Annotated in this window: 26 protein-coding genes and 2 pseudogenes; 4 read left to right on the plus strand and 24 right to left on the minus strand. The window is 41.5% G+C overall.

Annotation, left to right across the window (positions count from 1 at the left end; translation table 11 throughout):
• Positions 1-10: 10 nt before the first annotated feature.
• The 20 genes from ACFINR_RS07625 to ACFINR_RS07720 form a co-directional block, all read right to left on the minus strand.
• Positions 11-229 carry a hypothetical protein gene (locus ACFINR_RS07625; protein ID WP_375630254.1) on the minus strand — a complete coding sequence of 73 codons (219 nt, stop codon included), beginning with the start codon at positions 227-229 and terminating at the stop codon, positions 11-13.
• On the minus strand, positions 222-428 hold the full coding sequence (locus ACFINR_RS07630; RefSeq protein ID WP_375632560.1) for a hypothetical protein: 207 nt from the start codon (positions 426-428) through the stop codon (positions 222-224). The genes ACFINR_RS07625 and ACFINR_RS07630 overlap by 8 nt, the downstream gene beginning before the upstream one ends.
• A complete protein-coding gene (locus ACFINR_RS07635) occupies positions 361-588 on the minus strand; it encodes a hypothetical protein (protein WP_375612620.1) in 228 nt (75 codons plus the stop codon). Before ACFINR_RS07635 ends, ACFINR_RS07630 begins: the two co-directional genes overlap by 68 nt.
• Positions 585-1250 (minus strand): lysozyme, encoded by a 666-nt coding sequence (locus ACFINR_RS07640; RefSeq protein ID WP_375612619.1) that lies wholly within the window; start codon positions 1248-1250, stop codon positions 585-587. Before ACFINR_RS07640 ends, ACFINR_RS07635 begins: the two co-directional genes overlap by 4 nt.
• 13 nt (positions 1251-1263) lie before the next feature.
• Positions 1264-2973, minus strand: a complete 1710-nt coding sequence (locus tag ACFINR_RS07645; protein ID WP_375613696.1) for an alanine-zipper protein — start codon at positions 2971-2973, stop codon at positions 1264-1266.
• Positions 2974-2990: 17 nt separating this feature from the next.
• Positions 2991-3242, minus strand: coding sequence for a hypothetical protein (locus ACFINR_RS07650; RefSeq protein WP_375610781.1), 252 nt, complete (start codon positions 3240-3242; stop codon positions 2991-2993).
• Between the two features lie 9 nt (positions 3243-3251).
• Positions 3252-4229, minus strand: a complete 978-nt coding sequence (locus tag ACFINR_RS07655) for a tail fiber protein (protein WP_375653807.1) — start codon at positions 4227-4229, stop codon at positions 3252-3254.
• Positions 4222-5214, minus strand: a complete 993-nt coding sequence (locus tag ACFINR_RS07660) for a transglycosylase SLT domain-containing protein (RefSeq protein WP_375653810.1) — start codon at positions 5212-5214, stop codon at positions 4222-4224. Before ACFINR_RS07660 ends, ACFINR_RS07655 begins: the two co-directional genes overlap by 8 nt.
• Positions 5214-7427 (minus strand): hypothetical protein, encoded by a 2214-nt coding sequence (locus tag ACFINR_RS07665; protein WP_375653811.1) that lies wholly within the window; start codon positions 7425-7427, stop codon positions 5214-5216. Before ACFINR_RS07665 ends, ACFINR_RS07660 begins: the two co-directional genes overlap by 1 nt.
• A complete protein-coding gene (locus tag ACFINR_RS07670) occupies positions 7420-9183 on the minus strand; it encodes a hypothetical protein (protein ID WP_375637032.1) in 1764 nt (587 codons plus the stop codon). Before ACFINR_RS07670 ends, ACFINR_RS07665 begins: the two co-directional genes overlap by 8 nt.
• Complete coding sequence (locus tag ACFINR_RS07675) at positions 9183-10238, minus strand: tail fiber domain-containing protein (RefSeq protein WP_375637033.1); 1056 nt, start codon at positions 10236-10238, stop codon at positions 9183-9185. Before ACFINR_RS07675 ends, ACFINR_RS07670 begins: the two co-directional genes overlap by 1 nt.
• Position 10239: 1 nt before the next feature.
• Positions 10240-10623: a hypothetical protein gene (locus ACFINR_RS07680; protein ID WP_375613690.1), complete on the minus strand. Its 384-nt coding sequence runs from the start codon at positions 10621-10623 to the stop codon at positions 10240-10242.
• 41 nt (positions 10624-10664) lie between these two features.
• Positions 10665-12122, minus strand: a complete 1458-nt coding sequence (locus ACFINR_RS07685) for a hypothetical protein (protein ID WP_375613689.1) — start codon at positions 12120-12122, stop codon at positions 10665-10667.
• The gene (locus tag ACFINR_RS07690; RefSeq protein WP_375613688.1) at positions 12122-12820 is read right to left on the minus strand and encodes a hypothetical protein; all 699 of its coding nucleotides are present in this window, start codon (positions 12818-12820) and stop codon (positions 12122-12124) included. The genes ACFINR_RS07685 and ACFINR_RS07690 overlap by 1 nt, the downstream gene beginning before the upstream one ends.
• Positions 12821-12892: 72 nt before the next feature.
• Positions 12893-13342 carry a hypothetical protein gene (locus ACFINR_RS07695; RefSeq protein ID WP_375613687.1) on the minus strand — a complete coding sequence of 150 codons (450 nt, stop codon included), beginning with the start codon at positions 13340-13342 and terminating at the stop codon, positions 12893-12895.
• Positions 13343-13361: 19 nt separating this feature from the next.
• Positions 13362-14504: a N4-gp56 family major capsid protein gene (locus ACFINR_RS07700; protein WP_375613686.1), complete on the minus strand. Its 1143-nt coding sequence runs from the start codon at positions 14502-14504 to the stop codon at positions 13362-13364.
• 97 nt (positions 14505-14601) lie between these two features.
• Positions 14602-15513: a hypothetical protein gene (locus ACFINR_RS07705; RefSeq protein ID WP_375613685.1), complete on the minus strand. Its 912-nt coding sequence runs from the start codon at positions 15511-15513 to the stop codon at positions 14602-14604.
• Positions 15514-15524: 11 nt separating this feature from the next.
• A complete protein-coding gene (locus ACFINR_RS07710) occupies positions 15525-17579 on the minus strand; it encodes a portal protein (RefSeq protein WP_375653814.1) in 2055 nt (684 codons plus the stop codon).
• The gene (locus tag ACFINR_RS07715; RefSeq protein ID WP_375653817.1) at positions 17564-18889 is read right to left on the minus strand and encodes a PBSX family phage terminase large subunit; all 1326 of its coding nucleotides are present in this window, start codon (positions 18887-18889) and stop codon (positions 17564-17566) included. Before ACFINR_RS07715 ends, ACFINR_RS07710 begins: the two co-directional genes overlap by 16 nt.
• A complete protein-coding gene (locus tag ACFINR_RS07720; RefSeq protein ID WP_273724397.1) occupies positions 18870-19184 on the minus strand; it encodes a hypothetical protein in 315 nt (104 codons plus the stop codon). Before ACFINR_RS07720 ends, ACFINR_RS07715 begins: the two co-directional genes overlap by 20 nt.
• 308 nt (positions 19185-19492) lie before the next feature.
• Here ACFINR_RS07720 and ACFINR_RS07725 point away from each other — a divergent pair, with 308 nt between their 5' ends.
• Together ACFINR_RS07725 and ACFINR_RS07730 are read left to right on the plus strand one after the other, a co-directional pair.
• Entirely contained in the window at positions 19493-19978 is a 486-nt protein-coding gene (locus ACFINR_RS07725) for a hypothetical protein (protein WP_375653821.1), read from the plus strand.
• A 71-nt stretch (positions 19979-20049) separates the two neighbouring features.
• Positions 20050-20486: pseudogene (locus ACFINR_RS07730) on the plus strand (hypothetical protein).
• Between the two features lie 154 nt (positions 20487-20640).
• Here the strand turns inward: ACFINR_RS07730 and ACFINR_RS07735 are convergent.
• From ACFINR_RS07735 to ssb, 4 genes are all read right to left on the minus strand, one after another.
• Positions 20641-20898 carry an AbrB/MazE/SpoVT family DNA-binding domain-containing protein gene (locus ACFINR_RS07735; RefSeq protein ID WP_375653824.1) on the minus strand — a complete coding sequence of 86 codons (258 nt, stop codon included), beginning with the start codon at positions 20896-20898 and terminating at the stop codon, positions 20641-20643.
• Positions 20899-20967: 69 nt separating this feature from the next.
• Entirely contained in the window at positions 20968-21471 is a 504-nt protein-coding gene (locus ACFINR_RS07740; protein WP_375653827.1) for a hypothetical protein, read from the minus strand.
• Between the two features lie 48 nt (positions 21472-21519).
• Positions 21520-21771: a hypothetical protein gene (locus ACFINR_RS07745; RefSeq protein WP_375653830.1), complete on the minus strand. Its 252-nt coding sequence runs from the start codon at positions 21769-21771 to the stop codon at positions 21520-21522.
• Entirely contained in the window at positions 21771-22211 is a 441-nt protein-coding gene (ssb, locus tag ACFINR_RS07750) for a single-stranded DNA-binding protein (protein ID WP_375653833.1), read from the minus strand. The genes ACFINR_RS07745 and ssb overlap by 1 nt, the downstream gene beginning before the upstream one ends.
• A 194-nt stretch (positions 22212-22405) precedes the next feature.
• On the opposite strand from ssb, the pseudogene ACFINR_RS07755 reads away from it, so the two are divergent.
• Positions 22406-22705: pseudogene (locus ACFINR_RS07755) on the plus strand (BrnT family toxin).
• Positions 22683-22988, plus strand: a complete 306-nt coding sequence (locus ACFINR_RS07760) for a BrnA antitoxin family protein (RefSeq protein WP_375632570.1) — start codon at positions 22683-22685, stop codon at positions 22986-22988. The pseudogene ACFINR_RS07755 and the gene ACFINR_RS07760 overlap by 23 nt, the downstream one beginning before the upstream one ends.
• Positions 22989-23206 lie beyond the last annotated feature (218 nt).

Genomic DNA, 23206 nt, shown 5'->3' on the forward strand with positions numbered 1-23206 from the left:
TGACAGTTGTTCAGTTCTTTGAAAACCACTGCTTTAAATGTGCAATGACATTATCTAGCGCGTCCATGAGGCGTGCAAAATCGAGGATAAGCAAAAAAAGAAAAAATGCTATCCACTTCATCAAGCGAGACATCATTTTCACGCTTTGATAGGTGATGATCATTTCTTGAAGCATTTCTTTTTCTGATTCTGTAAGCTCTGTGTGTTTTTTGGATTTTTTTCTAACCATGTTTCCACCCACACAAGCGTTCACCTAGATTATTGTGCTTTAAGATCTCTCTTGCTAAATTGGAACTGATGGCGTTCAGATCTTTCTTGTCTAAATAAATTGGCAACCAGCCAACACAAGAAGAAGCATATTTATTTGTCGCGCAACCAGTGAGAGAGAGCAGCACGCATATCAGCATCACTTTTTTGATTAACTTCACTTTCCACCTCAAGCCGTGTTGTGGCTGCTTTTAAAGCTTTTTCTGTTTGCTTTTGTTGCTCTACTTTTTTCCCAAGAGTAAAAGCTTTTGCTAAGGCAATAAAAAAAGCGGCTAAAGCCGCACCTGTTACCATCAAGTTTCTTTTCATCCATAAGATCATAGGCGGTGCTCCTGAAAGCGTTTAGCAACAAAGAAAATGCCAGTACATGCCGCTAAAACCATAATGGCGGCTAAAGCCCATTGGATTGGTCCATTGCCCGCTAAAAACCCACCAAGACCTGAGAAAGAACCAATAATCGGTGCCAATGCTTCTGCTTTGAGAAACCCTGTTGGTTGTTTCGTTTCTACTGTTTGATAATTAGAAGAAACATAAGCCCCTTTCGCCCATAGCCCTGCCTCTGCTACACGCCGGTGTACGAGACCTTGTAAACGTTTGCCTCCCGCTTTGGTCCATTTCTGCAATTCGGTTGGTACCGCTTCATAATCCCCCCGATTAAGCCTTTTAAGCAATGTAGAGTTTTGGAAAGCTGCAATACCCACATTATAACAAAAGGAAACAAGAGCGCCGAACTGCTCGTCGCTTAAATTCACACAAACTGCTTTTTCTACCGCCCTCTCATATTGCCGCAAATCTGCTAAAAGCATGTTTTCAGCTTTTTTTTCTGTAATCACCATACCCTCAACAACTGTTGGTTGACCGGCTTTTTTCGTATGACCATAACCAATCGTCCATATGCCAGAAGCATCTTGATAAGCCTGCAAGCGCAAACCTTCCCACTTTTTTAAACAGTATAAACAGTCTTTACTTATTTTCCGTGCCATTGTTCAATTCACCTTATAAATATACCTTTATGAGTACTGCTCCATCACCGCCGTCGCCGCCAATTTTGTCGCTTCCGTGTTTCCCATCAAAATATCCACCGCCGCCGCCGCCACATTCTTTACCACCTCTACCACCGTTACCACCTTTGTAACTCTCACCACCCTGCCCCATGATAGAACCCTTACATTTACCGCCGCCGCCGCCGCCGCCGCCAAGAAAAGAACTTCCACCAGTACCAGCTCTCTTGCCGTCTATTCCACTCCCTCCACCATTACCACCAGAAAAAATAAAGCTTTCGCCACTGCTGCCCTCTCTGTTTCCTCCTCCATCGCCGCCTTTCCCTCCAAAGTTAACGAGAGTCATGGAAACGGAATATCCTCCTTCTGCTGTAACAAGCCCTTTGATCATTGTTCTACCACCATTGCACAAAATGTTACTGTCATTACCTTTACCACCACGACCAATGTAAGCTGTTTTTAATTTATCTAAATCAGAACCTTTCATTTTAACATGCACACATTGACCGCCGCCGCCGCCGCCATCCTTAACGCCACCACCTCCACCGCCCCAAGCCCATACTTCGATATCGGTGTCAGCAGTAATACCATCAGGCAATGGAATATCTCCGCTTTCTGTCATCAGAATTTCAACAGGTTTTCTAACCCCGCCATCATTGTTGCCGCTACTACCGCCGCTGCTATTGCTACTATTTGCTTTGATTGAAGCCATCAGTTTGGCTGGTGAGATAAGTGCATCCACTGTTTTTGTGCCATCAATCCAGTCTTGTTTGGCAAGAGGTTGAATGAGATCAACTTTTTTCTGTACACTATGTGCTGTATCTTGCGCTTTATCGGCTGCTGTTTGCGCAATATTTGCCTCAGCTTTTGCACTGTCTCCCGTTTTTTGTGCTGTCTCAGCCGTTTTTTTTGCATCTACTGCATAAGCTTTTGCATCATTTGCTGTTCTTAATGCACTATCTGCAACGTTCTTCGCTTCACTTGCAACGTGAATCCCTTGTTGTGCAACATCTTCAACTTTATCAATTTTTGCAACCTGTGCACGTTCTTGAGGGGTTAAAATAAGATGCGTATTCCCCTCTTTCATATTCTCCATATCAAAGGCATCTTTTTCTATTTTATCTGGATCATAAACTGATTTTGACATACCAACAGACTTTGAGCCTACAAAATAACGAATGGTATTTTTGAGATCTACCGGAGATATGGGATAATAAACACCTTCATCTCCCCTCCGCCATTTTTCCATCGTTGGCTGCGTAGAACTCAACCATCGTAGCTTTGATCTTTCCTCTGTGGTTAAGATCTTTTTGGTAGGACCCTCGTTCATATTTTCCATAGAAAATGCATTTGTCCCCACATTGTCGGGATCATATGTAGCAGCCTTCATATCGCCAATCCCTAAAGGCGATATTTTTACCCAGCCAGCGCCTGATAAAATCGCATTCTCATGCGCTTCACCACTTGCTTCAATATCGTGAATTGTGACCTTATTTTTGTAAGCAAGAGCTCCAATATCTCTCTTTGCAATAGCATCATCAGCCTTTTTTCCTTGAGCAGCGGTTGCAAAATATTCTACCTCATAAGCTGCTGCACTCCCCACTGAAACAGGTGCAAGAGCCTTACTATCTAAAACACCTTCTTTGACTTCTTCTTTTGTTGCTGGTTCAAGCTTAAATATATGTGTGTGATAGGGTAATGGCATCGCGTTTCATTCCTTAATCAGTTCGTTGTCTTGTTGTGTGAGAGAGAGGACTGCAATTCATCAATCAGTTTTTGCATGATCTCTATGCGTTGATCTGTCGCTTCTTTATATTCTGCCAAAGCGCTTAAAAGATCATGCTGTATGTCGCTTTTGACAAGATCAAGTACCTTATTTAAGGGTGCATGAACCATTCGATTGCTTGCATAAAAAAGGACGCGGATTTGCTCCGCGTCCGCAATATCATCAATAGCAGACGGATTATTGATCATTTGAAAAACTCACGATTTTATGGCATAAACAACCGGTACATTAACAGGGCGTGTTTCTGCCTCGCCCGTTGAAGAAATCGTTACCTTATGCGTGTGCACTCCAGCAGGTTGTGTATCTTTTGTATAATATGAATTACCAAAAGCAGGATTTCTGCCACCTATTTGACCAACTCTTGTAACCATAGAATAATCATGCTTATGCGTATGTTGACCTGCCTCTTCAATGGTACAAGCATGTGTATGCGATTTAATGCTGTCTTTTTGCACCTCTGCGAAGTCTCTATTTTGATCTAAACCGCGCCCATTATCAAAGCCGCGCAAAAACATTCCTCTAAAGTCTGGAACTTTAAAGGTTGTATCACTGTTTTTTCCCCATTTATCCCCTATCGCCTTGAATAATTGCGGATAATCTTTGCGTTCATAAGTAGCGCCATCACATAAAAGCCAGCCGTTTGGGACTTCTTGCATAGCAAAGGTCGCAATAAAACCACAAGGAAAGGTTTCGACCTTCGGTGGTGGAATGGGGGTAGGGTTTAAAAGATACCAGCCATCAAGACCTTTTGTTGATACGCCATCATTATAGACTATTTCATAAATACCATTTGTTTGTAACTCACCACCTGTCAATGGTACTATTCCCGTGCTGGTGGCTTTATAGAGTGGCTTTGCTCCTATATTATTCATGTTTATTGTTGTCGTACCAATATTTATACCACACGCCTTAAAGCGGATAATGATATCGTTTTTATATTTTGCTATTGGAGAAACCGTCGTCAACGTAATTGATGTTGTTTGTTCCTTTCCATTCACAATAAACTTTGAGTCAAGAGAACCACCATTATCGGCAAGATATTCACGTATACGCTGCATCATGACCCGCGCACTATCATTAACAGAACTAGGCGGCTGCCCTTCTGCCCAATTAATGATACTATCGGAATTGGCATTTTGATCAGCTGTGAGTGACCAGTCATAAATATCAGACATGATAAGCCCCCGTTCTTCTTAATAGCTCTTCGCGCAATTGCTCTTCTTTTTGCCGCCCATAGGAACCAACAGATTGCCGCCTAGAGGGATCAATGAGAGGTGTTAAATCTGTCGGGCTCCCAGTCGATTGTGAGAAACCCGCCATGACTGGTTGCTGCAACATTTGTTGTTGTACCATCTGTGCCTGCTGTTTTTGTCTTTCTCCATTCTCTCTCATTAAATGAAGCAAACCGGAAAAGCCCTTTTTAAGAGCACCTGCATCAATACCTTGTGCTTGTAATGGTGTGGTTTCCATAACCTGTCCTGTTAAATTGTCTCTGCTTTCAGGTGCCATCATTCTGTTTGGGAATGGCGTGTCATATGCCATCAATTGGTTGCCCCCTTGATCACCTTGCCCCACTTGATTACCTTGAATTGTCTTTTGAAGCCTCTCAAACCCACGCAAAGGCCCCACCTCGTTTGGTGCTGCTTGTCCATTGCTTTGGTTTTGCTGTATCGTTTTCTTCAAAGCATCTCCCGTTTTATTATAAAGTCCATAAATATGATTCATAAAATCCCTTGCTGTAGCTTCCATGTTGCCACCGTTGAGTGTGACTGCCTGTCGACCTAAAAGCTGGCTTGCTGGAATATGTGGATTTTTGATAAGTTTTACTGCCCCTGCTGGTCCTTGTTGGTGTGCGAGGTAAAGCTCTGCCTCTGATGGCTCTCTGCCTAATGCTGTGGCTAAATAACGCGTATTATCCTTCGTTAACCGTGCCATAGCATCAGTTGCTTGAAAGGGATCAAACTTGTCATTCAGTTGATAGTGTTTTGCTGTTGAATCGAGAAATTGATACAGCCCCCCTGCACTGCTGTTCTTATTTCTTGCATTTGGATTACCATTACTTTCTATCATAGCAACACGTTCAAGAAAGCTTTCTGGTAAACCATATTTTTGTGCTGCCTGTGAGATAGCACGCTTCACATTGGGATGAAAATTGATCATTAGTTTATAACCGTTCTATCAGCACTGCTATTCAAAAGAATGCCAAGAAAATTGAAGAATTTTGTGTGGTCTTCTTTGGTTATTAAGCGTTTCTTTTCTGCTTCATGAAACTTCTTAATTAATTCAACAGCTTTTTCCCTTGCTAACCCAAAATTTCCTTTTTCCCGCGCTGTTATAAGCGCTGCAATATCTCTCTCAGTATCTTTATGGACGCTTGAGAATTTGCGTCCAAATTCTCTTGCGAAATTTTTTACAACTGCCTTGATGAAAGCAATCTTTCCTATACCCATAGTCTGTTGTGCCCCCCTCTCTTCCACTTCACCTATATGGTTTGGCAATCGTGCAAAAAGCTTTGTTCTTTCCACTTCTGGTCGCAACATTTTCATAAGCTGTTTTGCTTTATCCTCACCATAACTCCGCTGCAATTTTTCTTGACCATTTTTTGTGTCAAACAAACTCAAAAGACTGTGTTCAAAATTCTGTGCATTGCCTGCCGCAGTTTCTATTTGTGACCGCATCCCTTTTTGAAAAGCCTCTTTTTCCATCAACCCCAAATCTGAAAGTTGACTGTTGATTGTATCAAGATCAACACTCTTATTCAGTGCTTTTTTTCCTTGCTCCAAAGCATTACCGATAGTACGCTCGTCATAATAAATTTTCCGTGCTTTAGCATAATCTGGAGATGATGTATCCAAAACGTCCAGAATGCGTTGTTTGAAATCAGTCAAATCTCGAGCATATCCCCATTTTCCTTTGATGCGCGCAGAATTAATTTGATCATCCAAAACCTCTTTCATCTTATGTAAAATTCGCATATTCAGCTTTGGATATCCATTGCTCCCTATAACTGTTGCATCCGCTTCATTTGGCATTCGCGCAATTGCTTTTTTATAGGCTTTTTGGAAGGCAGGAGTTTCTTGCAACCGCGATAAATCTTTACTGACAGCATTAGAAATAGGAGAAGCTTTCGCCCTCTCATAAAATGGTTCAGCCTTGTTCTGTGCTTGTTTGATAATCTCTTGCTTTAAATTAAGCGTATCTACTTTTGGACCCATCACATCTGTCAACGCATCCTTTACCCGCAGTGCACTCGCATCTTGCCTTTCATTCAAACGATTACTTATGAGCGAATATGTATCATGGTCTTTTTTTGCTGCCTTAAAAGCTCTTGTAGCAAGCCCATCATGAAGATCAATAATCATTGAATCAGGACCTCGCTGTTTTAATGCCCTTTCAAGCTTATCAACACCTTCATCCCCTAAAGTTTGGCTTACATCCCTAAGCGCTCTATCGCTTACCTGAAATGCTTCTTTTTCTGGCATTAGCGCTGCTTTTGCTGCCATTTCAGCTGGGCTTATAGGTCCTCTCAATGCTGCTTTAAGTGATTTTGTCACAAAAGGTGTCACTTTTGATACGCCACTGGCAACAAATGGTGTTGCAACGCCTAACCCTGCACCAAACCCAGCAGACACTAGAGTATCTGCAAGCCCTTCCCCTTCACCACTGCCTGCTATTCCACCATAAATGGCTCCAGTTTTTGCTGCACGCCCCAAGCTAAATTTTGCCGCCTCTTTACTTGCTACTGCTTTCATTGCTGCTTCACCTGCAGCTTTTGCCGCTGCCCGTTCCGCACCCTCAGCTAAAGCAGATTGCACCGCCCTTTCTCCTGCTGCTAAAGCTTTACTGGTTATTTGTGCTCCTGCAACACCAGCTCTTCCTCCCAGCACAACATCAGCCCCAATTGCCGCACGAGCAGCAGCAGTAGCCCCTGCCGCGGGTGGAAAGAGGGCAGAAGCAATTACGGGTGCCGCAGCACCCGTTAAATTCCCCGCAAGAGATGCATAAAAATGATCTCGGTTCGCCGCTCTTTGATAATCACGCCATCGCTTTGTCACTTCATTATACTTTTTGACTGCCTCTTTATCTCCCATCCAATAAGCAATAGGACCCGCTTCTGATATTCCGGCTATTTCATCATCATAGCCCATAGTTAACCCATGAAGAGCTCCCCATCCAAAAGCACCCGCAACACTTGGATGTGGACCATCTTCTTCTGTTTCCTCTGTTGCACCATTATTTCCTGTAACAGAACCACTTAGCCTTTCCTTATTCTTCGCGAAAAGCTCTTGAAGCTGTTCTGGTGTATAGTCACTTATGTGCCCAATGACTCTTGTGTTTTTACGATTAATAAGAGGGGGGATTACTTCAGCCATTGGTTTGTTTCTCCTTAATGCGTCCATCTCTATCAACGAACAACATGCCTTCCGGCAATGCTTCTATCTGTTTTTCTAGTGGATCATTTGACTGTGCATGATTTCCCTTATAAGCATCTTGCCCATAGGCGGCTCGAACGAGCTCGTTTGTTGCTTCTGCACCACCAAAAAGAATTGCGCGCGTTGCTGCATTGGATTTATTGAAAGTGTCAATAACTGTTTTTAAAGATTTCTTCATTTGCTCTGCAGAAAGATCTTGATACAACGCCGCTACAGAGTTTTGCAATGCTTGCAATTCCATATTAGACAAATTCCCAAAGCCAGATGCGCCATTTGGTGAAAATGCTTTTGCTTTTCTCAAGGCATCAAGCCCGATACTTGCCTTCAATGAATCGAGCATATGCCCAAAATCTTTTGCCTTAGAATTAGGAAGGAACGACATTATAGGACCAGTGAAACCAACAACATGCGGGTGTTCCTCAATAGTTTTTAGCAATTCTTTAGATGCTGAGAGTATACGATTTGACCTGTCTGCTGTTTCCAGAATTCGCATTTGCATTTGTTGGTTTTTACGCTCCTCCTCCTTCTGTTCTTGAATTAATTTATGTTCTGAACCACTGCCTGCAATTGGCACCGCACGTATGCCACCAAGTGCATTTTCATCCTTAACATACATATAACCTGATTCAGGCTTTGACAGCATGCCATCGGTATTCCCCCCTAATCCAGAAGTAGTGGAACGCTGTCCTCCTTGGACAGGTATAATTTTCCCTGTGCTTGTTGAGACTTGAAAAGTCATATCCTCAGGCAATCCCTGCTCTGCCTTTTCTTCTGATGTCAATGTTCTATAGCCTTCTTGAGGGCTTAACGTGTTGCCTATAACTTTCATGGCAAGATCTGGATATTGCATGATTGCTTGTGCGTCTTTATCATCGTATCCTTTAGAGCGTAAAAACTCAAAAATTGGTCTATTTTGAGCACGTACATTATTGCCCTGCCGCATAACAAGCGCCGCATTTGAAAAGCTTTCTTGCGGTGTTTTTCCTGATGCTAACCCCGCAAAAAAATCCATGAGATGCTCGGAAAATTCTGATTTTCTAAAACGCTCCCATAAGCTGCTTGGATTTGCATCTTTATGAATAAAGTTCCCAACGGCGTTTACATAATCGGTTGCCTGTTCTGGCATATCATTTGCTTTTAAATGCTCCTCTTCTGGTAAGTGTGCATTCAAATGTTTTTCTTCTCCTATAGGTGCATCAAAAAGCTTTTCCTCATCATTTCCAGAATCGTTTTTCAAAGAGTTTGCCGCTATAGATTTCTCATTAAGTTGAGCAATATAATCCATCACATCTTTTTGCTGTCGCCCAGCTTCATCCCCACTATACTGATCAATGTTCCCAACAAGTGGAGATTGAGGAATCATTGATGCAACACCTCCCTGCTCTGAGAAGTCATGCTTTTGTTGCTCTGGCGCCTCTTGTATCTTAACAGTATCCTTTGAAGCATCCGGTAATGGAGGCATTTGGCGCTTTAAATCATCTGTAGACATAATCAATTCTGCGGGCGTTTTTTTCCCAGCTTGTTCTGTCCCTGTTTGAGAACCACGAATAAGCTCTGTAGGACTCAATTTTTGTGGAGTATCAGCCCCATTGCTCGCATCAAAAGGGTCTGTGCTAAAAGCAGCAAGTTCCAACGCTTTACGCTTTCTATAAGCTTTTTCACGCTCTAATGCATTTAATTCTTCTCGCCAAAACATCACTGCACCCTTTCCATCTCAAAGCCAAGCTTGCTATAATCCACATGCAAAAAACCTGTCGCCTTATGCAAGAAAACAGCTTCTGGCTTTGACTTCAAAACATCCTGTGCCATCACCCCGCGATAGCGCTCTGGGTGCCCCTTGTAGTTGTATTCATAGAGTTTATAGCCATTTCTCTGCCCAGCTTCTCTGATGTTTTCTTTTGCTCTGATATCACTAAGCCCAGCAAAAGTACCAAGGATAGTTCCAACATTTCCAACAATCTCCCACGGATTAGGTTTTGGCTGTGGAGTCAATGTCGTCATTTGTCCTGTTCGCGTTCCATAATTTCCAGCAACAGCCCCACCAGCTGTAAGCAACTTACTTAACTGGTCCCAATCAAGATTGTTCTGCTGCTCCCATTTTTGCCGCTCTTCATCTAATTGCCGTTGATGATTGGCATCAAGTACACTCCCTCCCGTCAACGCATTAAGATTTACCTGACCTTGACCTTGAAAGAAGTTATTGGCGCCCGCCAACTGATTTTGGTTTGCTTGGTCAATCATTCCATTAGCTTGCATCATGTTGTTGACATCTTGGTTATATTGCTGTGATAAAGCTTGTGTTGCTATGCCCCCCAATTCATCAGCCAAAACGCCGGTATGCGCACCCGAACCATAACGCCCAGCACCTGCCAATGAACTATTAATAGAGCTTGTTGCTTTATTTAATGCGTTTTGAAGTGCTTCATTAAAGTAAGGGTTATTGCCTATTTGTTGCCCTGAAGCCATGTTCTTTAAGTTTTGGCTTGTTGAATTTTGCCCTGTGGCTAATCCATTTAAATAATTGTTATCATAGTTATGCGTATTATTGCTAAGCCCATTAATCGCATTCTTTGTTTGATCACTTAAACCCGCAACACGCTGCCCGTCATAAACGGCTTTTCCGCTGCCTTGGTTATAAAAAGTCATGGCATCTTGAGCTGCGTGTTCAAAAATACCTTTTGCCCATGCAGGGGGTTCATTTGTTTGCGTCGTGTTTTGGGTATTCTGGATTGGTTTAGAACTTTTTCCCATATTAAAGCTGCTTTCTATATTCTAAAAGATTAACGAGATATCCATGCGATTTAAGAGATTTTTCCCACCCTCGCCTGCCTATGATGACAAGCTCTTTTGCCCCTTTTTCCTTGTAATAAGCTTCAATCTGAGTGATAAGCTTTGTTAAGGGTGCTCCTCCCTTTCCACCAAGCGTGACAACAACCGCCCTTAATGCTCCAGTGACGAGTTCTTGTAACTGTGTTGTGACATGCGCCATAAAGTTTTCATGCGCATCAACGATAATCCAAAGAACTTTTTCTCCCTTCAAAATATCGTTTAAAATGGTCTCTGTATTATAATCATCAGGGAATTTTTGATTAAAATAAGCTATCGATTTTATGACATTGTCAAAATAGGGCGCCATTTGTTCAGCGCTCCATTTTTCTGTATTATAGATCTTAAAACTCATCTTACGCCCGCGGGTTTCAGCGTTACATCAAAGCCTGTTATATGTGTCCATGGCGTGCCTTCTGGTATTCTCAGACGCAAAGCGTGATAACGCGCCCGTGAGCGGATATTATACATCCCAATATTATAGCCGGCATAACGCTCTTTAGCCCAATTTAATTGGTTCTTGTTATCAATGATAAATGCCGCCCCAACACTTAAAAAACCTTTTGTTGTATCCGCTTGAACAAAAGCCTCACTCATCAGGTTGATTTGCCTGCCCGTATCCCCCACAATTTGTGAAGCAATAACTGCTTCCATCGGAGGACCCGCAAAAAAACCAAATGTGTTGTCTGGCGTAAAAGCTCCCAAAACAGGCGCACCATTTTGCCACATTTTACTATCAAGAGAAGCTGGTAAATCTTTCAAGCTCTCTTGTACTTCGTCTAAGCCTTCTAATGTATAACCGGCTGCAAAAAGGGGAAATAAGAGAAGGTTTTGCCCCTTAATGACACTCCATATTTGCAAAAGCCAATCATAAACATAAATATGCATCCCTTCAGTGTTATCATTGATAGAAAAATAAACACGAGAATAGACCGGATCAATACATGCTCTCATCTCATCAATGGCAAAATTATTGTAAAGTGTGAAGATGGTTTTATCGACTTTACCAAAGCCTATAGGGAGCATTTCACCAGCACTGTTGATTTGATAAAAACCATCATCAGAGACAAAGAAAGTACAGTCTCCACGGCTTGCAATTGCTGTGCTGCTTTTCGCCCCTATTTTGTCTTTTATTTTTGCAAAACTGAATATAATTTTAGAGCCTGGTACAAAGGTTGCGTGATAAATGGCGGAGCGCATAAAAATAAGTGGATTTGTTGATTCCGTAGACCCTTGAACATATTCTCCATCGGGAAAATCTTGATAATCGCAACTTTTCTCCCCAACCGTCCAATGTGTCGCATCATTCAAACCGGACCACTGAACACGGTTTGGCTTATCTGTTAATTGCATCAGGCAAACAAAATCACCCCACACACGCACAAGTCCAGCACGCGGGGGATTACCGCTCAAATCACAAAACCTTTCATCCGTTTTTAACGAAAGCATTTGTGGTGGGTCATTGCTATTAACAGCAATGATATGATCACCAAAGGAGGCAAAAGACCAAAGTGCAGTCTCATTGGCGTGATATTGTGTGTGAGGTTTGCTAATGTCTTTCCAGCCGCGCGTGCTGTTGTCATATTCATAAAGTTTTGTTGGTGCCCCCACAATGATGCGCACACCACCCAATGAGCGCACCGCATAGACCCCCAAAATCACATCCGGAAAAGGATCTGAGACCGGCGCCACAATGGGAAACGGAATATACGAATTTGGTGCAGGTAAAACGTTCACGATCTCACTAGAATAACCACTATTAATAAATGCAACATCTGGTCTATACTCAGCAATAGGAATAAAGGTCATCAGAAATCCGTGTGTTGAATTTTTAACAAATTCTTGCGCCGTGATGTTTCAATTTGAAGCGCATCGAGTTGTTCTTGAAACATGGCAAAAGCTGCCGCTGCCATCTGTGGTTCTTTAATAATATTGGTATAAATTTCATATTTTGCACGCGTTTTGATCAGTTCATAGGCTTCTAAAAACCATATGGACGCTTCTTGTGCACTCTCAATATCTTTTATTCTTACAGGGTCAAGAATAAGCCTGATAGAATAAACGCGCTCTGGTGTTGGATACAAGACAAGCTTTTGTTCAAAATAAGCATAGCGTGTAGGCATGCCATGGCTACAATCATCCTCAAGGCTCTCAATAACAAGCGGATCTACCTGCAAAAGCTTTGCTTTGCTGTGATTATCTTCATAAATATAAGCATCAACAATGCGAACAGCCCCTGTTATAGAGGGATGTGCCTCGGCGCCATAACGGCTTTTGCCCTTTAGAGTGGTAAAAACAACTTCGCGGCTTTCATTGAAATAAAAAGGCAATCGTTCACAAAAGCGAATAGCCGAAAATATCGCCCTTTGCACTTGATCAACATACTCATCTGTTTGATCATCTATTTCATCCTGAATATCATTTAACATCTGGATAAAATTTTTATCCCAAGGAGCAATGGTCTGTTTGTCTCCAATCGGACCACCTGTCTGTACTATTATTGTCATATCAGCCTCTTCCAAATGTCTTGGGGCATCTTGTATAGGAGGGGGACGCAAGCAATAAACGCCCCCTTGCCTTTAACGATTAGTGTAAAACTCAACAATCACCTCAGCATCACCTTTGGTGCTTTTCTTGTCTCGTGTCATGTAAATCGTACTTTCAGCTTCTAATGGAACATCTCGTTCCTCCATAGGGAGGTACAGATTGCCATCGGTAGATTGCCGAAGCCCTACATCTCCATAATCATTACCATGAGGCTCTTTTCCAAATGTAGCTGTTACATCTTCAAAATCCTCCATGGTATAAGCTGTAATACTTTTTATAAAAGCCCCTCGGGGTAGAACGCCAATTTTTGTTATCAACCCTTGATCTGTACATTTAACACGCGCCCGTAAAAAACTAACCTGCTGCGTAGAGTTGTTGCGTCCTTGCAAAACAGGTGGCAATCCCTCATCTATTATGCCAACGGTTTCAACAGTCTCAACGGTCTCAACAGGTTCCTGTGTAATTAGCGATTTTTCTGCCATAATTGTCATCCTTTAATAATTAGCTTGCTTCGGCAAAAGAAGGGATAACAATCGTACCAAAATCCTGCCCCCCTTGATCAGAATGCGGCAAGGTATAGCGTGATTTTTTCATGCCGATAATGGTTTTAGCTGCAACCCCAAATTCACGTTGATAATCAAACAGTTCTTCAACAAGTTTATAGCGTGTTCCCCCTTTCCCATCGCCTCCTGTTGCTCCATTGCCAACGCGCCCATAAGCCATGATAACACTTTGCGCACCAAGCAACACAGCACGGCGAACAGATGTTACAGGCTCTTGTGTCTTTGAATTGATACCATTGGGGACATGTTCAGCTTCACGCAAAATGACACCGTTATACATCCCCAAAGAACCATTAAAAATTGGGTTCTTAGCTCCAGAGCCATCATAAGCTGCCTTGGTAATGTCTAACCATTGCCCGCTCTTTGTATTGGTACGCAATTGGGTCACCTGTGTTGGGTGGAGATACATCACATATGCCGATTTTCCATCAACACGAACAGGGCGCAAACGTGGATTAGCAAGTTTTGCGCGTTCAACAGCCTGATCTATAAGATCTAATGTAAAAACATCGTCTTTTGTAAGTTCTTCATCAGTCTTTTTCTTATTGGCACGAATAATACGCAATTTGCTTGGCTCTAATGGAGCATTAAAACCATAGTGTACGGGTTTAAGGGTTATGGTGCGTCCCTCGAAGTGAATCCATGGTGCTGTATAACCTGCTGCCTGAATGAAGAACATCAAACTTAAGCGATCTGCATACCAATCAACAAGCCCATCTTTTGCTTCTGTTCGTAAATTAAATAAAACACGTTGTTGATCAATGGTGCCTTCATATTTTACGCGTACAGCATGAGAAAGCTCGTTAATACGCACCGTTTCATTCATAAATTGGAGTGCTTCTTCATTGCCTTCTAGCGTTTGTCCCTCGCTAACGCCATCCCCCATAAGTTGGACTCTTAATCCGCTCGTCACAGAGTCACCAGCGGATTTTCCTAGCATATCCAATACTTGAATAATGCTGTTTTTTCCTTTTCCCATCAGCGGTGCAATGGGCAACGCTTTTGAAGTTTCTGTGTTTAGCATCTTAGCCCAAACGCCAACGGCTAATGGGTCATTAAGATTTACCTGTGTTACTGCCATTTCAATCAATGCCTTTCTTGGTTTTTAAAACTCGCCTTGCGGCATAACCAAACGATAAAAATCACTTGGTTCTCTCTGTTGCGTCACCACGCACATCTCACGCTCTGCTCATAATTTGTTCAAATTTTTCGGGATTTTTCTCAACCCATACAGCAAATTCGGCTTCTGGCATGGAAAAGAGCGTTCTCACATCCATACCGCCTGTTGGAACTTGTCCGCCGCGCGCTGTAAGCGTCCGCGCTGCTTGAGAACGCTCTTGAAGAGCTCCTACTTCGTCCTTAACGGGCGCGCCACTATACCCAAAAGCTTTTGCTTTTTGCACCAGCACCTCAATTGGGTTTATACCAGCTTTCTGACACTGCTGGCATATTTGGCGCAATTCAGCACCAATTTGTTGTTGCCGTGCCTCTGGGTCTTTCCATTGCGGATAAAGGCTTGCTTGCGCTTGTAAAACACTGTCTGCTCTTTCATAGAGATAGTCCGTGATACTGTCTAAATCTGGATATTTATCTTGTACTTGCGCTTTGGCTTCCTCGAAATAATCCCCCAACTTTTGGCGTTCATATTCCTCTTGACTCATGCGCTCTTGGCTCTCTCTCATATGAGAAAACTCATCAAGCAATTTCTGTTGTTCTTGTACCTTATGACTAAGCCATGCAAAATGTGCTTTTGGGTCGTCTTCTAGGGAGGGAATATTTTCCTCACGGCGGCGCGTGATTTCTTCCTGCATTGCGGCATATTTTTGCGCAAGTTCAATAGCCAATTCACGCGCTTCAATGGCGCTTTGTTCTGCCTTTTGTCGTGCTTGCCGCTCTTGCTCTAGTTTATCAGATTCTATTACATCAGAATTTGGCTGCTCTTGAAGTGGTTCTACAGCTGGCTGTTCAGAACTTTCCTCTGCATCAAAAACTTCCTCAACTTGTTCTGGCTCGACCAACTCAACAACATTATCACTGGCAAAATGTTCATCATAGATTGCTTGTTCTTCTGGCGTAAACTCTTCTTCCATATTCTGTCCCTTCAATGTGCTATTATATTTTTTGTCAAAACTCGATAGTGTTCCAACTGTGTCTGTAAAGCTTTGCGTTCTAAATCACGCTGCGCTATCTCATTTTTTGCCTGTTGAAGTTCGAGCTGCATGCGCGCTTGTTCTTGTTTCAAGAAAAGTTCGATATTTTTCTGCTGCAATGCCGCTTGTTTCTGCTGCGCATCAAGTTGATAGAGTGTGCTCTTTGCTTGCGCTTCTTGCTGTAAAACAGCAATCTTTGCTTGTTGCTCTGGAGTTAATTGCGCCCCTTGGCTTTGTTGCATCATCTGCTGTTGCTGTTGTTCTTGTTGTGCCTGCTGTGCTTTTGCCGTTAAATTTGCTACCAATGTTGCCGGTAGTGGGGAAAGCTTTAAAAGATCTGGAATCATCTCCGGTGTTAAGAACCCACCAAGCAATGGCAACATCTGCGTAATTGTCGCAAAAGTTTTCTCTTTTTCATTGGGGCTTGTCGGTGAATCATCAACAATAATGTCGTATTCAAGCGTTGTGACAGCTTCACGTGTTAATGGAACATACTGCGCATTTTCTTGTCCAGAAATACGTACCAGACGCCCATCAGAGAGATAATTCTGAATGAGATAAAGGATAATCTTTCCCTGCCTACACCGATAAAGCTTGAGATTATCAAACAGCCCCGCAAGCAAATTAAGCGTTGATTGCCGGCGTGTATTTTCCAGCACATTGGCTTGGTTGACCTCCCGTGTTCCGATAAACTCAGCCGATAACCCTGTTACATGCGTTATCGCTTCACGCGATTCATTAAACAGCTGGAAAAATCCATTGGGAAATTGTGCACTTGGCTTTGGTTGAATTTTCCCTCCTGTAAGCGCGCCATTTTTAACCCAAGTAATCGTATCCGTTCGCGCCCAGCTTTCCATGGCTTGGCGATCATCATCGAAAGCGCCTCGTTCTGCCATCAAGCCGCCCTTAGACTGGCTATTAAGGATATACATCACTTGGCTAAAATATTTATTCGACCATTTTTGTGGATCTTTTGCGGGGCGAACAATCCCGTAAAACTGGTTTTTAAGCTTATCCAGCGTGCCCGTGATACACTCCCACCCAAGTTGCCCATCAGGTGCTAATGGCTTATCGGGCTTTGCTAAAAGACGTCGTCCCAGAAAAGCGCGTCTCACCACTTTTTTATTAAAACACACCCCTTGTAATTGTGGCATTACCCTTTGAAGCTGTTCAAACTCCTGTTTGCTATAGTTGCGCATCTGTCCGGTTTGAAGATCAGGCGCCTTGTAAGTGGTCTCATATTCAAACCAACGGCATTCAACCAGCGTAACATAGCGTTTCCCAGAATACGGATCTGAGAGAGAAGTCGCATTGGAGTCATCTTGATACGCATCAAGCGACACATGAGAATCCTCAGAAGCGGTTGTACTATCGATAGCCCAATCGGCGTTAAGATCTTCAACAGCAACATCAGGAAAAAGACTTTTAGCATCCTCAACGGATTTGCGATCAACATACCACATACGCTGTGCGTCAATGAGATTTGGTCTTACAGCATTGGCATCCCAAACCATTTTTAAGGGATCTAAACGTTGAACAGCAGGTATCCCTTCGGGATCTGTATCATAATCAAGCCGCGTATCTGTCCAGCCCATACCGCAAATAACCATATCCTGAAAAGCATCGGTATCGGCATATTCCGCCTCCGCCTCATCACGAAACCATTCTGCTGCTCCAGTAAGCAATTCATTGGGTATTGCCGCTCCCATTTGCCGTGGTTGAAACTGTACTTCGCGCTTATTATTACGCTCCGCCCCAACAATAGCATTCACAAGGGGTGCAATGCGGTTAAAAGTCATGACAGGACGGCGTTGCTCTTTTAAAACCGCAAGATCTTCCTCTGCCCATTGACGACCATTATAAAAATCAAAATCTTCACGCGCCTGTTCACGCCATTCATTAACATGTTCAACATCTTCTGCGTACCAAGACTTTAAACGCTTATAGAGTTCATATTCATCAAGGATTGTCGTTTTTTGAAAGTCTTGATCTAGAATGCCATCCATGATGCCGCTTCTCTTTCCATAGTGCAATAACGCTCTTGCTTGGGTTTGACACTGGGTGCTTCATAGACAATGCACATTAAACCAAAGGCATCCGCCCCATGGCTCGACCAATCATGCTCTGCACCCAAACCAATGCCGCGCTTCTCATCCCATTTCTCATGATACCAATTCAGTGCTTTGCGCCCTGCTACCGTCATCTCTTCATTAAACCAAACAGACGGCAAAATACGCCGCACCGCCTCTATACGCATCTTAACCGCCCCTGCCCCTTGATTAGGAACAACCTGTGTTTCAAAGCCCGCATCATTTAAAGCACTCTCAAAACTCACATTGTGCACACGGTCTCTGGTCGCACCGTCATGGGGGAGAACCATCAACGCCTTCTCATAACCATTTTGACGCAACCAACCGATATGCTCCGATAAAGGCTGCCCCTGTGCTTCGTAATAATTAAGCACTCTGATCTCTCTACCAACAAATTGCGCTATCCATATCGCTGTTGCATCTGCCTTGGCGCCCGTACCCCCAATGTCCCAAAAAGCACGTATTTGCATCAAGGGGTCACGAGCAACACGCCCTATCCGCCCCTCCTGCTCGGCTGCCAACATTTCCCTCTGATAGTAAGCACCTTGAACTGCTGTAAGATAAGCCCCCTCCCATATATGCTTATAGGTCTCGGGACGGTTTCTCAGATCATCAAGCCGCGCTTCATTCAAGATCTTAGGAAACTTCGGATTGTCTGACCAATTGATCTCTACACGCTTAATGGCTTCATTGTCTGAAAAGCGAAACCGCTTCTCAACGGGTGCATTCTCTCGCAACGGGTTCCATGTCACCCATAACTCTGCTCGCCACCCCTCGCCTTCTTCTCGCAACGTTGGAATAAGCGTTTGCCAAGCCGTCTCTGTAACGGGCTCTGCCTCATCAACCCAACAAAGCAAAATACGCCCCATAGATTTGATACTTGCAATATTCCGGTCAAGACCAGAAAACTGAAAGGCTATACGACCATCAATTGACTTAATCGACGACTCCCCAACCTTGTAATAGTCCTTTAAAAAGTCATGCGCTTCAATGGCGCGTTTAATCTCCTCTAATGAACTTTCTGCTAGCGAGTTTTGAAACTGCCGTGCACAAAGTATAGTGCCTGATATCCCTTCCCTACCAAATTGATAGCCTTTTAAAGCAGCCATCAAGGCAAATGATCTTGTCTTTCCAGACCCTCTTCCACCCCAAGCCGCACGTACCAAAGCCTTATCTGTAAAAATCGGTATAAGCTTTGGAACAATATTAATCTGTCGTGTTGTCATGAACTAAAGGCGCGATTTCCACACGCGTTATCATCTTAATCGCCCCGCCATCTTCCCCTGTCACTTGAAGAGGCAAAATCTTCCCCAACAATGCCAAATAAGCAGCGGGGCATTTGATTGCCTGTTTTTCTAGATAAGAGACCAAACCATCATCACCATATTTCTTACCAGCGCGCTCTGCTGCCTTAAGCACTGCTTCTTTCAAAATACGTGTCGTTTTATTTGGCACACCTTTTACCCGCCCTTGACCTGCCTTTGGGGGCGTTCTTTTTGCAAGTTTTTCAGTGGTTTTCATGTGTGTTTCTTTTTGTAAACAAGACAATAAAAAAACCCCGCAAAAGCAGGGCTCTGAACAATCATATAAACTTATAAGAAAGGTTATACCTTTACCGTAATTCTAGACGCAATTCGACTAGTACAGCAACGCCATAAAACACTATTTTTCATATCCTGTCAACAAAAAAATCACTATATTGTGTATTTTTTATTTTTTTCACCTAAATCTAGTGTCTTTAACAACCAACCACTCACAATTGTATCTTCTAAACGAATCAATTATACGGAAGCACAAAGTTATTGATTAGCAAAAAGTGGGGGGAATTAATGTTATTTTTCAAAAAAGCTGCTTTATGCAGAATTAAAAAGACATTTACACTAATTTTGTTTTTACCGTTCTTTGCTATAATTAGTCTTATGATACTTGCTTTTAATCCCTTCGGATTAGACAATCAACAACAAGATAAATTAATTGTACCAATATTTGTAGCATTTGTATCGTATCTTTTGATACTAAGTGCATGTGCAAGAGAAGAAAAGCTAAGTTTAAAAGATGAAAATATTGACAGCACATTTTATGAGCTCTTGTCCCTCCAATTCCAAACAGGATGCTATACAGCTATGGCAGCAGCTTTTGTATTTTATCCTGTAATAGGAATAGCATTTTTAGGAGTGTTAATTTTTATTGGTATTTTTATTACTATAATAGAAAATTTAGATGAAATTGTAGGAATCGTAGCGATTATAGCATTGATATTAATTTGTCTTATAGCGCTGGTAGCGTTGATCAAATTTATTTGGAAAATTGTCTAACGATCAAAATATTTATTAAGCGTTTTCCCTAATCTTTAATATATACTTAAACTCCAACCATAAAAGAAATAATGAATTATTTATCAGCAAAAAAATAAGTTACTTATTAGTCGTAATGATCAGTGTGCTTTTTCTTTCTGATTATGCCAAAAGTGAACAGATTTTTACTCATTATCAGTCTTCTAATACTGATGAAAATTTACATGAAAAAATTTAAAGTTGTGCAAAAGGAATACATAGTAGCACAGCACCCAAAAAAGATTTTATCAGATAGTGGAATTAATCAATATAACATTTCGTTTTCCACTGTTTCTGATTATGAAAAACCTCAGAGGCGCATAACATTTGATGATTTCATCATTATAACAGGAATATTCATATTTATTAGTATAATGTCCATCATCATTAACTTACTTTGGCGCTTTAAATTGAAAATTCCTGCTTATTTCTTTTTATTAACAACTGCTCTAATTAGTTCGCGGTATTACTCCTTTTAATCCTTGATTAAGAATCAAAATATTTTATAAAAGATTTTCCTTAGCCTTTACATATATTTTTTCTATGTCCAACAGCCAAAACTAACACGACAAGCTCCTTATCATAGGGTTCACTAGGCAATCGAATAGATATCGTCATAACGCAATTCTCTTTCCCGCTCTTCATTACAAGAGCTCTCTGTCAACAGGCTTGGCATCAAACCACTCCATATCATCATCCGCAAAATCATCTGAAGGGTTACATTGTGCTAACAATTCTTCAAGAGTGTCATTTGGCGATACCTGTGGCTTTACAATTAAGCGTCCATTGTCAACAACCAAACCCACTTGCGTGTTTTCAGAAAGATGAAGAACATCAAGCAATGCCGGCGGTATAGAGAGAATAACTGACCCTCTAACTTTACGTAATTTTGTTATATACATAAAATGCTCTCTCTAGAACTTATCCTTCAATAACTTTCCATATTGTATGGAAAAAGAACAATAAAACATTTACCATTTAGTTTTTCTGTCAAAATATTTATGAAGCGCGTTAAGAGCGACCCGCAATGAATTCACAAGATGTGGTAATGTTTGGTCTTCGACAATAATATATTGTATTGCTGCATAAAGATTATACTGTCTATAGAGATGTTGTGTTTCTTTTATCGCCTCTTGCATATTAGAAAACTGTACTGTTGCAAATTCAACCCATTTCTCTCTTGCTTTGTCATCAGAAGATGATGGTATTTCGTCATAAACAGCGCTTGGTAAACCTTTTGCACACAAATAGTCATTTTTCACTTCAATATATTTTTGCGCAGCATCATACTGGTCTTGAGTAAGCACACCTTGCAAACAAAGCCGCCCAACATAAGTACCAGCAAGCGGATTTTTAGCCTCTTCAATCGTCAAACCAAAGCGTTTAGCACGCATTTCAATTGCCAATTGATTAACAGGATCTTGACGTACTTTCACTTGTGAAATGTAAGCATCTTTCTTTTTATTTTTTTTCACTTATGCCCCCAAATGTCTATCTAATATCTTTCCCAGTTTTATCTGATGCTATGTTTCTTTATCCAAAATAAATAACCACGTGGATAAAGAGAGACCTATAATTATAGTTAGTATACTTATCTTTATTTTATCATTAGCCAGCCCCCAAACGAATACAACCAATGTCAACATAACTACAATGATCGCTATTTCAAAACCAGTAGCAGGTACATCATTACCCTTATTCCCTAACAACGCTTGTTGCATAAGCATATTATTCTGTATAATTATTTGCAAAGAATTGGATTGACTCATTAACATCAAAAAGGAACCTCATCATTTATAACAGTATAAGGCGTATCAAGAGGTTGCTGGAAACTTCTGTCATAAGAAGATAATGGCTCTTGATTATCGTTATTTTTTCCGTCTAAGAGCTTTAACTCGCCTTTGAATTGCGGTAAAATAATCTCTGTTGTGTAACGGTCATGCCCATTTTTATCTTGCCATTTGCGTGTCTGTAATTTTCCTTCTACGTAAACTTTTGAACCTTTGTTGAGATATTGAAGTGCAATTTTTGCCAAATGTGGATTAAAAATCACAACTGAATGCCATTCAGTTTTCTCTACTTTTTGATTGGTTTTTTTATCTGTATAGCTCTCAGAAGTCGCTATACTAAAATTGACTATTTCTGCTCCAGAATTCATTGTTTTGCTTTCGGGATCAGCACCTAAACGCCCGATTAATGTCACTTTATTTAGCATGTTTTTTCTTACCTTAAACTTGTACTTTAATACATAGAAAATCTTAGCATGATTTGCTTATTTTTTCAATTATTTCAAAATGATATTATTGTTTTTTAACATATAAAATTATATTTAATATGCAAAAAAACATAAATAGTTCAGTGTTCATTTAAAACTCTTGATATACATACATAAATGTATTAACATAAGGCATGAAAATAAGATTTGAATGAGATGAAGCTAAAGCGAAAAGTAATCTTAGAAAGCACCGTGTCAGTTTTGAAATTGCTGCTCGTGTTTTTGCAGACCCGTTCGCCATGGTTAAACAAGACCGTATTGAAAACGGAGAATATCGTTGGCAAACTTTGGGTCTTGTGGATGGTTTTTTACTGCTGCTCGTGGCGCATACTGTCCATGATGATAAAGATGGTATAGAAGTAATCCGTATTATTTCAGCGCGGCGAGCCAACTCAAAAGAAAGGAAACGTTATGAAGAAGAAAGTTCGTTATGAAATTGATGTAGGTAACTTATCACCTTTGACAGATAAACAGAGAGTTGAAGTTGATAAGCTGGCTGCAATGCCGGACAGTGCAATTGATCATAGTGATATTCCGTCACTCAATGATGCATTCTGGAAAAACGCCGTTCGCAATCCATTCTATAAACCAACCAAAACTGTCACAACAGTACGTGTGGATTCAGACGTTCTAGCGTGGCTTAAAAGTCAAGGGAAAGGATATCAAACACGGATTAACGCAATTTTACGTGACGCCATGCTTCGTTCAATGCGTTGATCTCTTTCCTGCTACAAAGAGTATCAAACTGCTTTCGATAGTTTTTTATCTCCTTGTTGATCTCATCTATGAACGTTGAGAAGAAACAACGTAATCTGAACAGTTTTATAAAATCGGAAATTTTACTATAGCTTTTTAACAGAGCACTGTAGTGTGTAAATAGATATATTTATTAAACTGCGTGTATGTAACATAAGAAACAATACACAAACTAAAAA

It is taken from the genome of Bartonella sp. AP19HLJMH, assembly GCF_042196245.1.
Taxonomy (GTDB): Bacteria; Pseudomonadota; Alphaproteobacteria; order Rhizobiales; family Rhizobiaceae; genus Bartonella.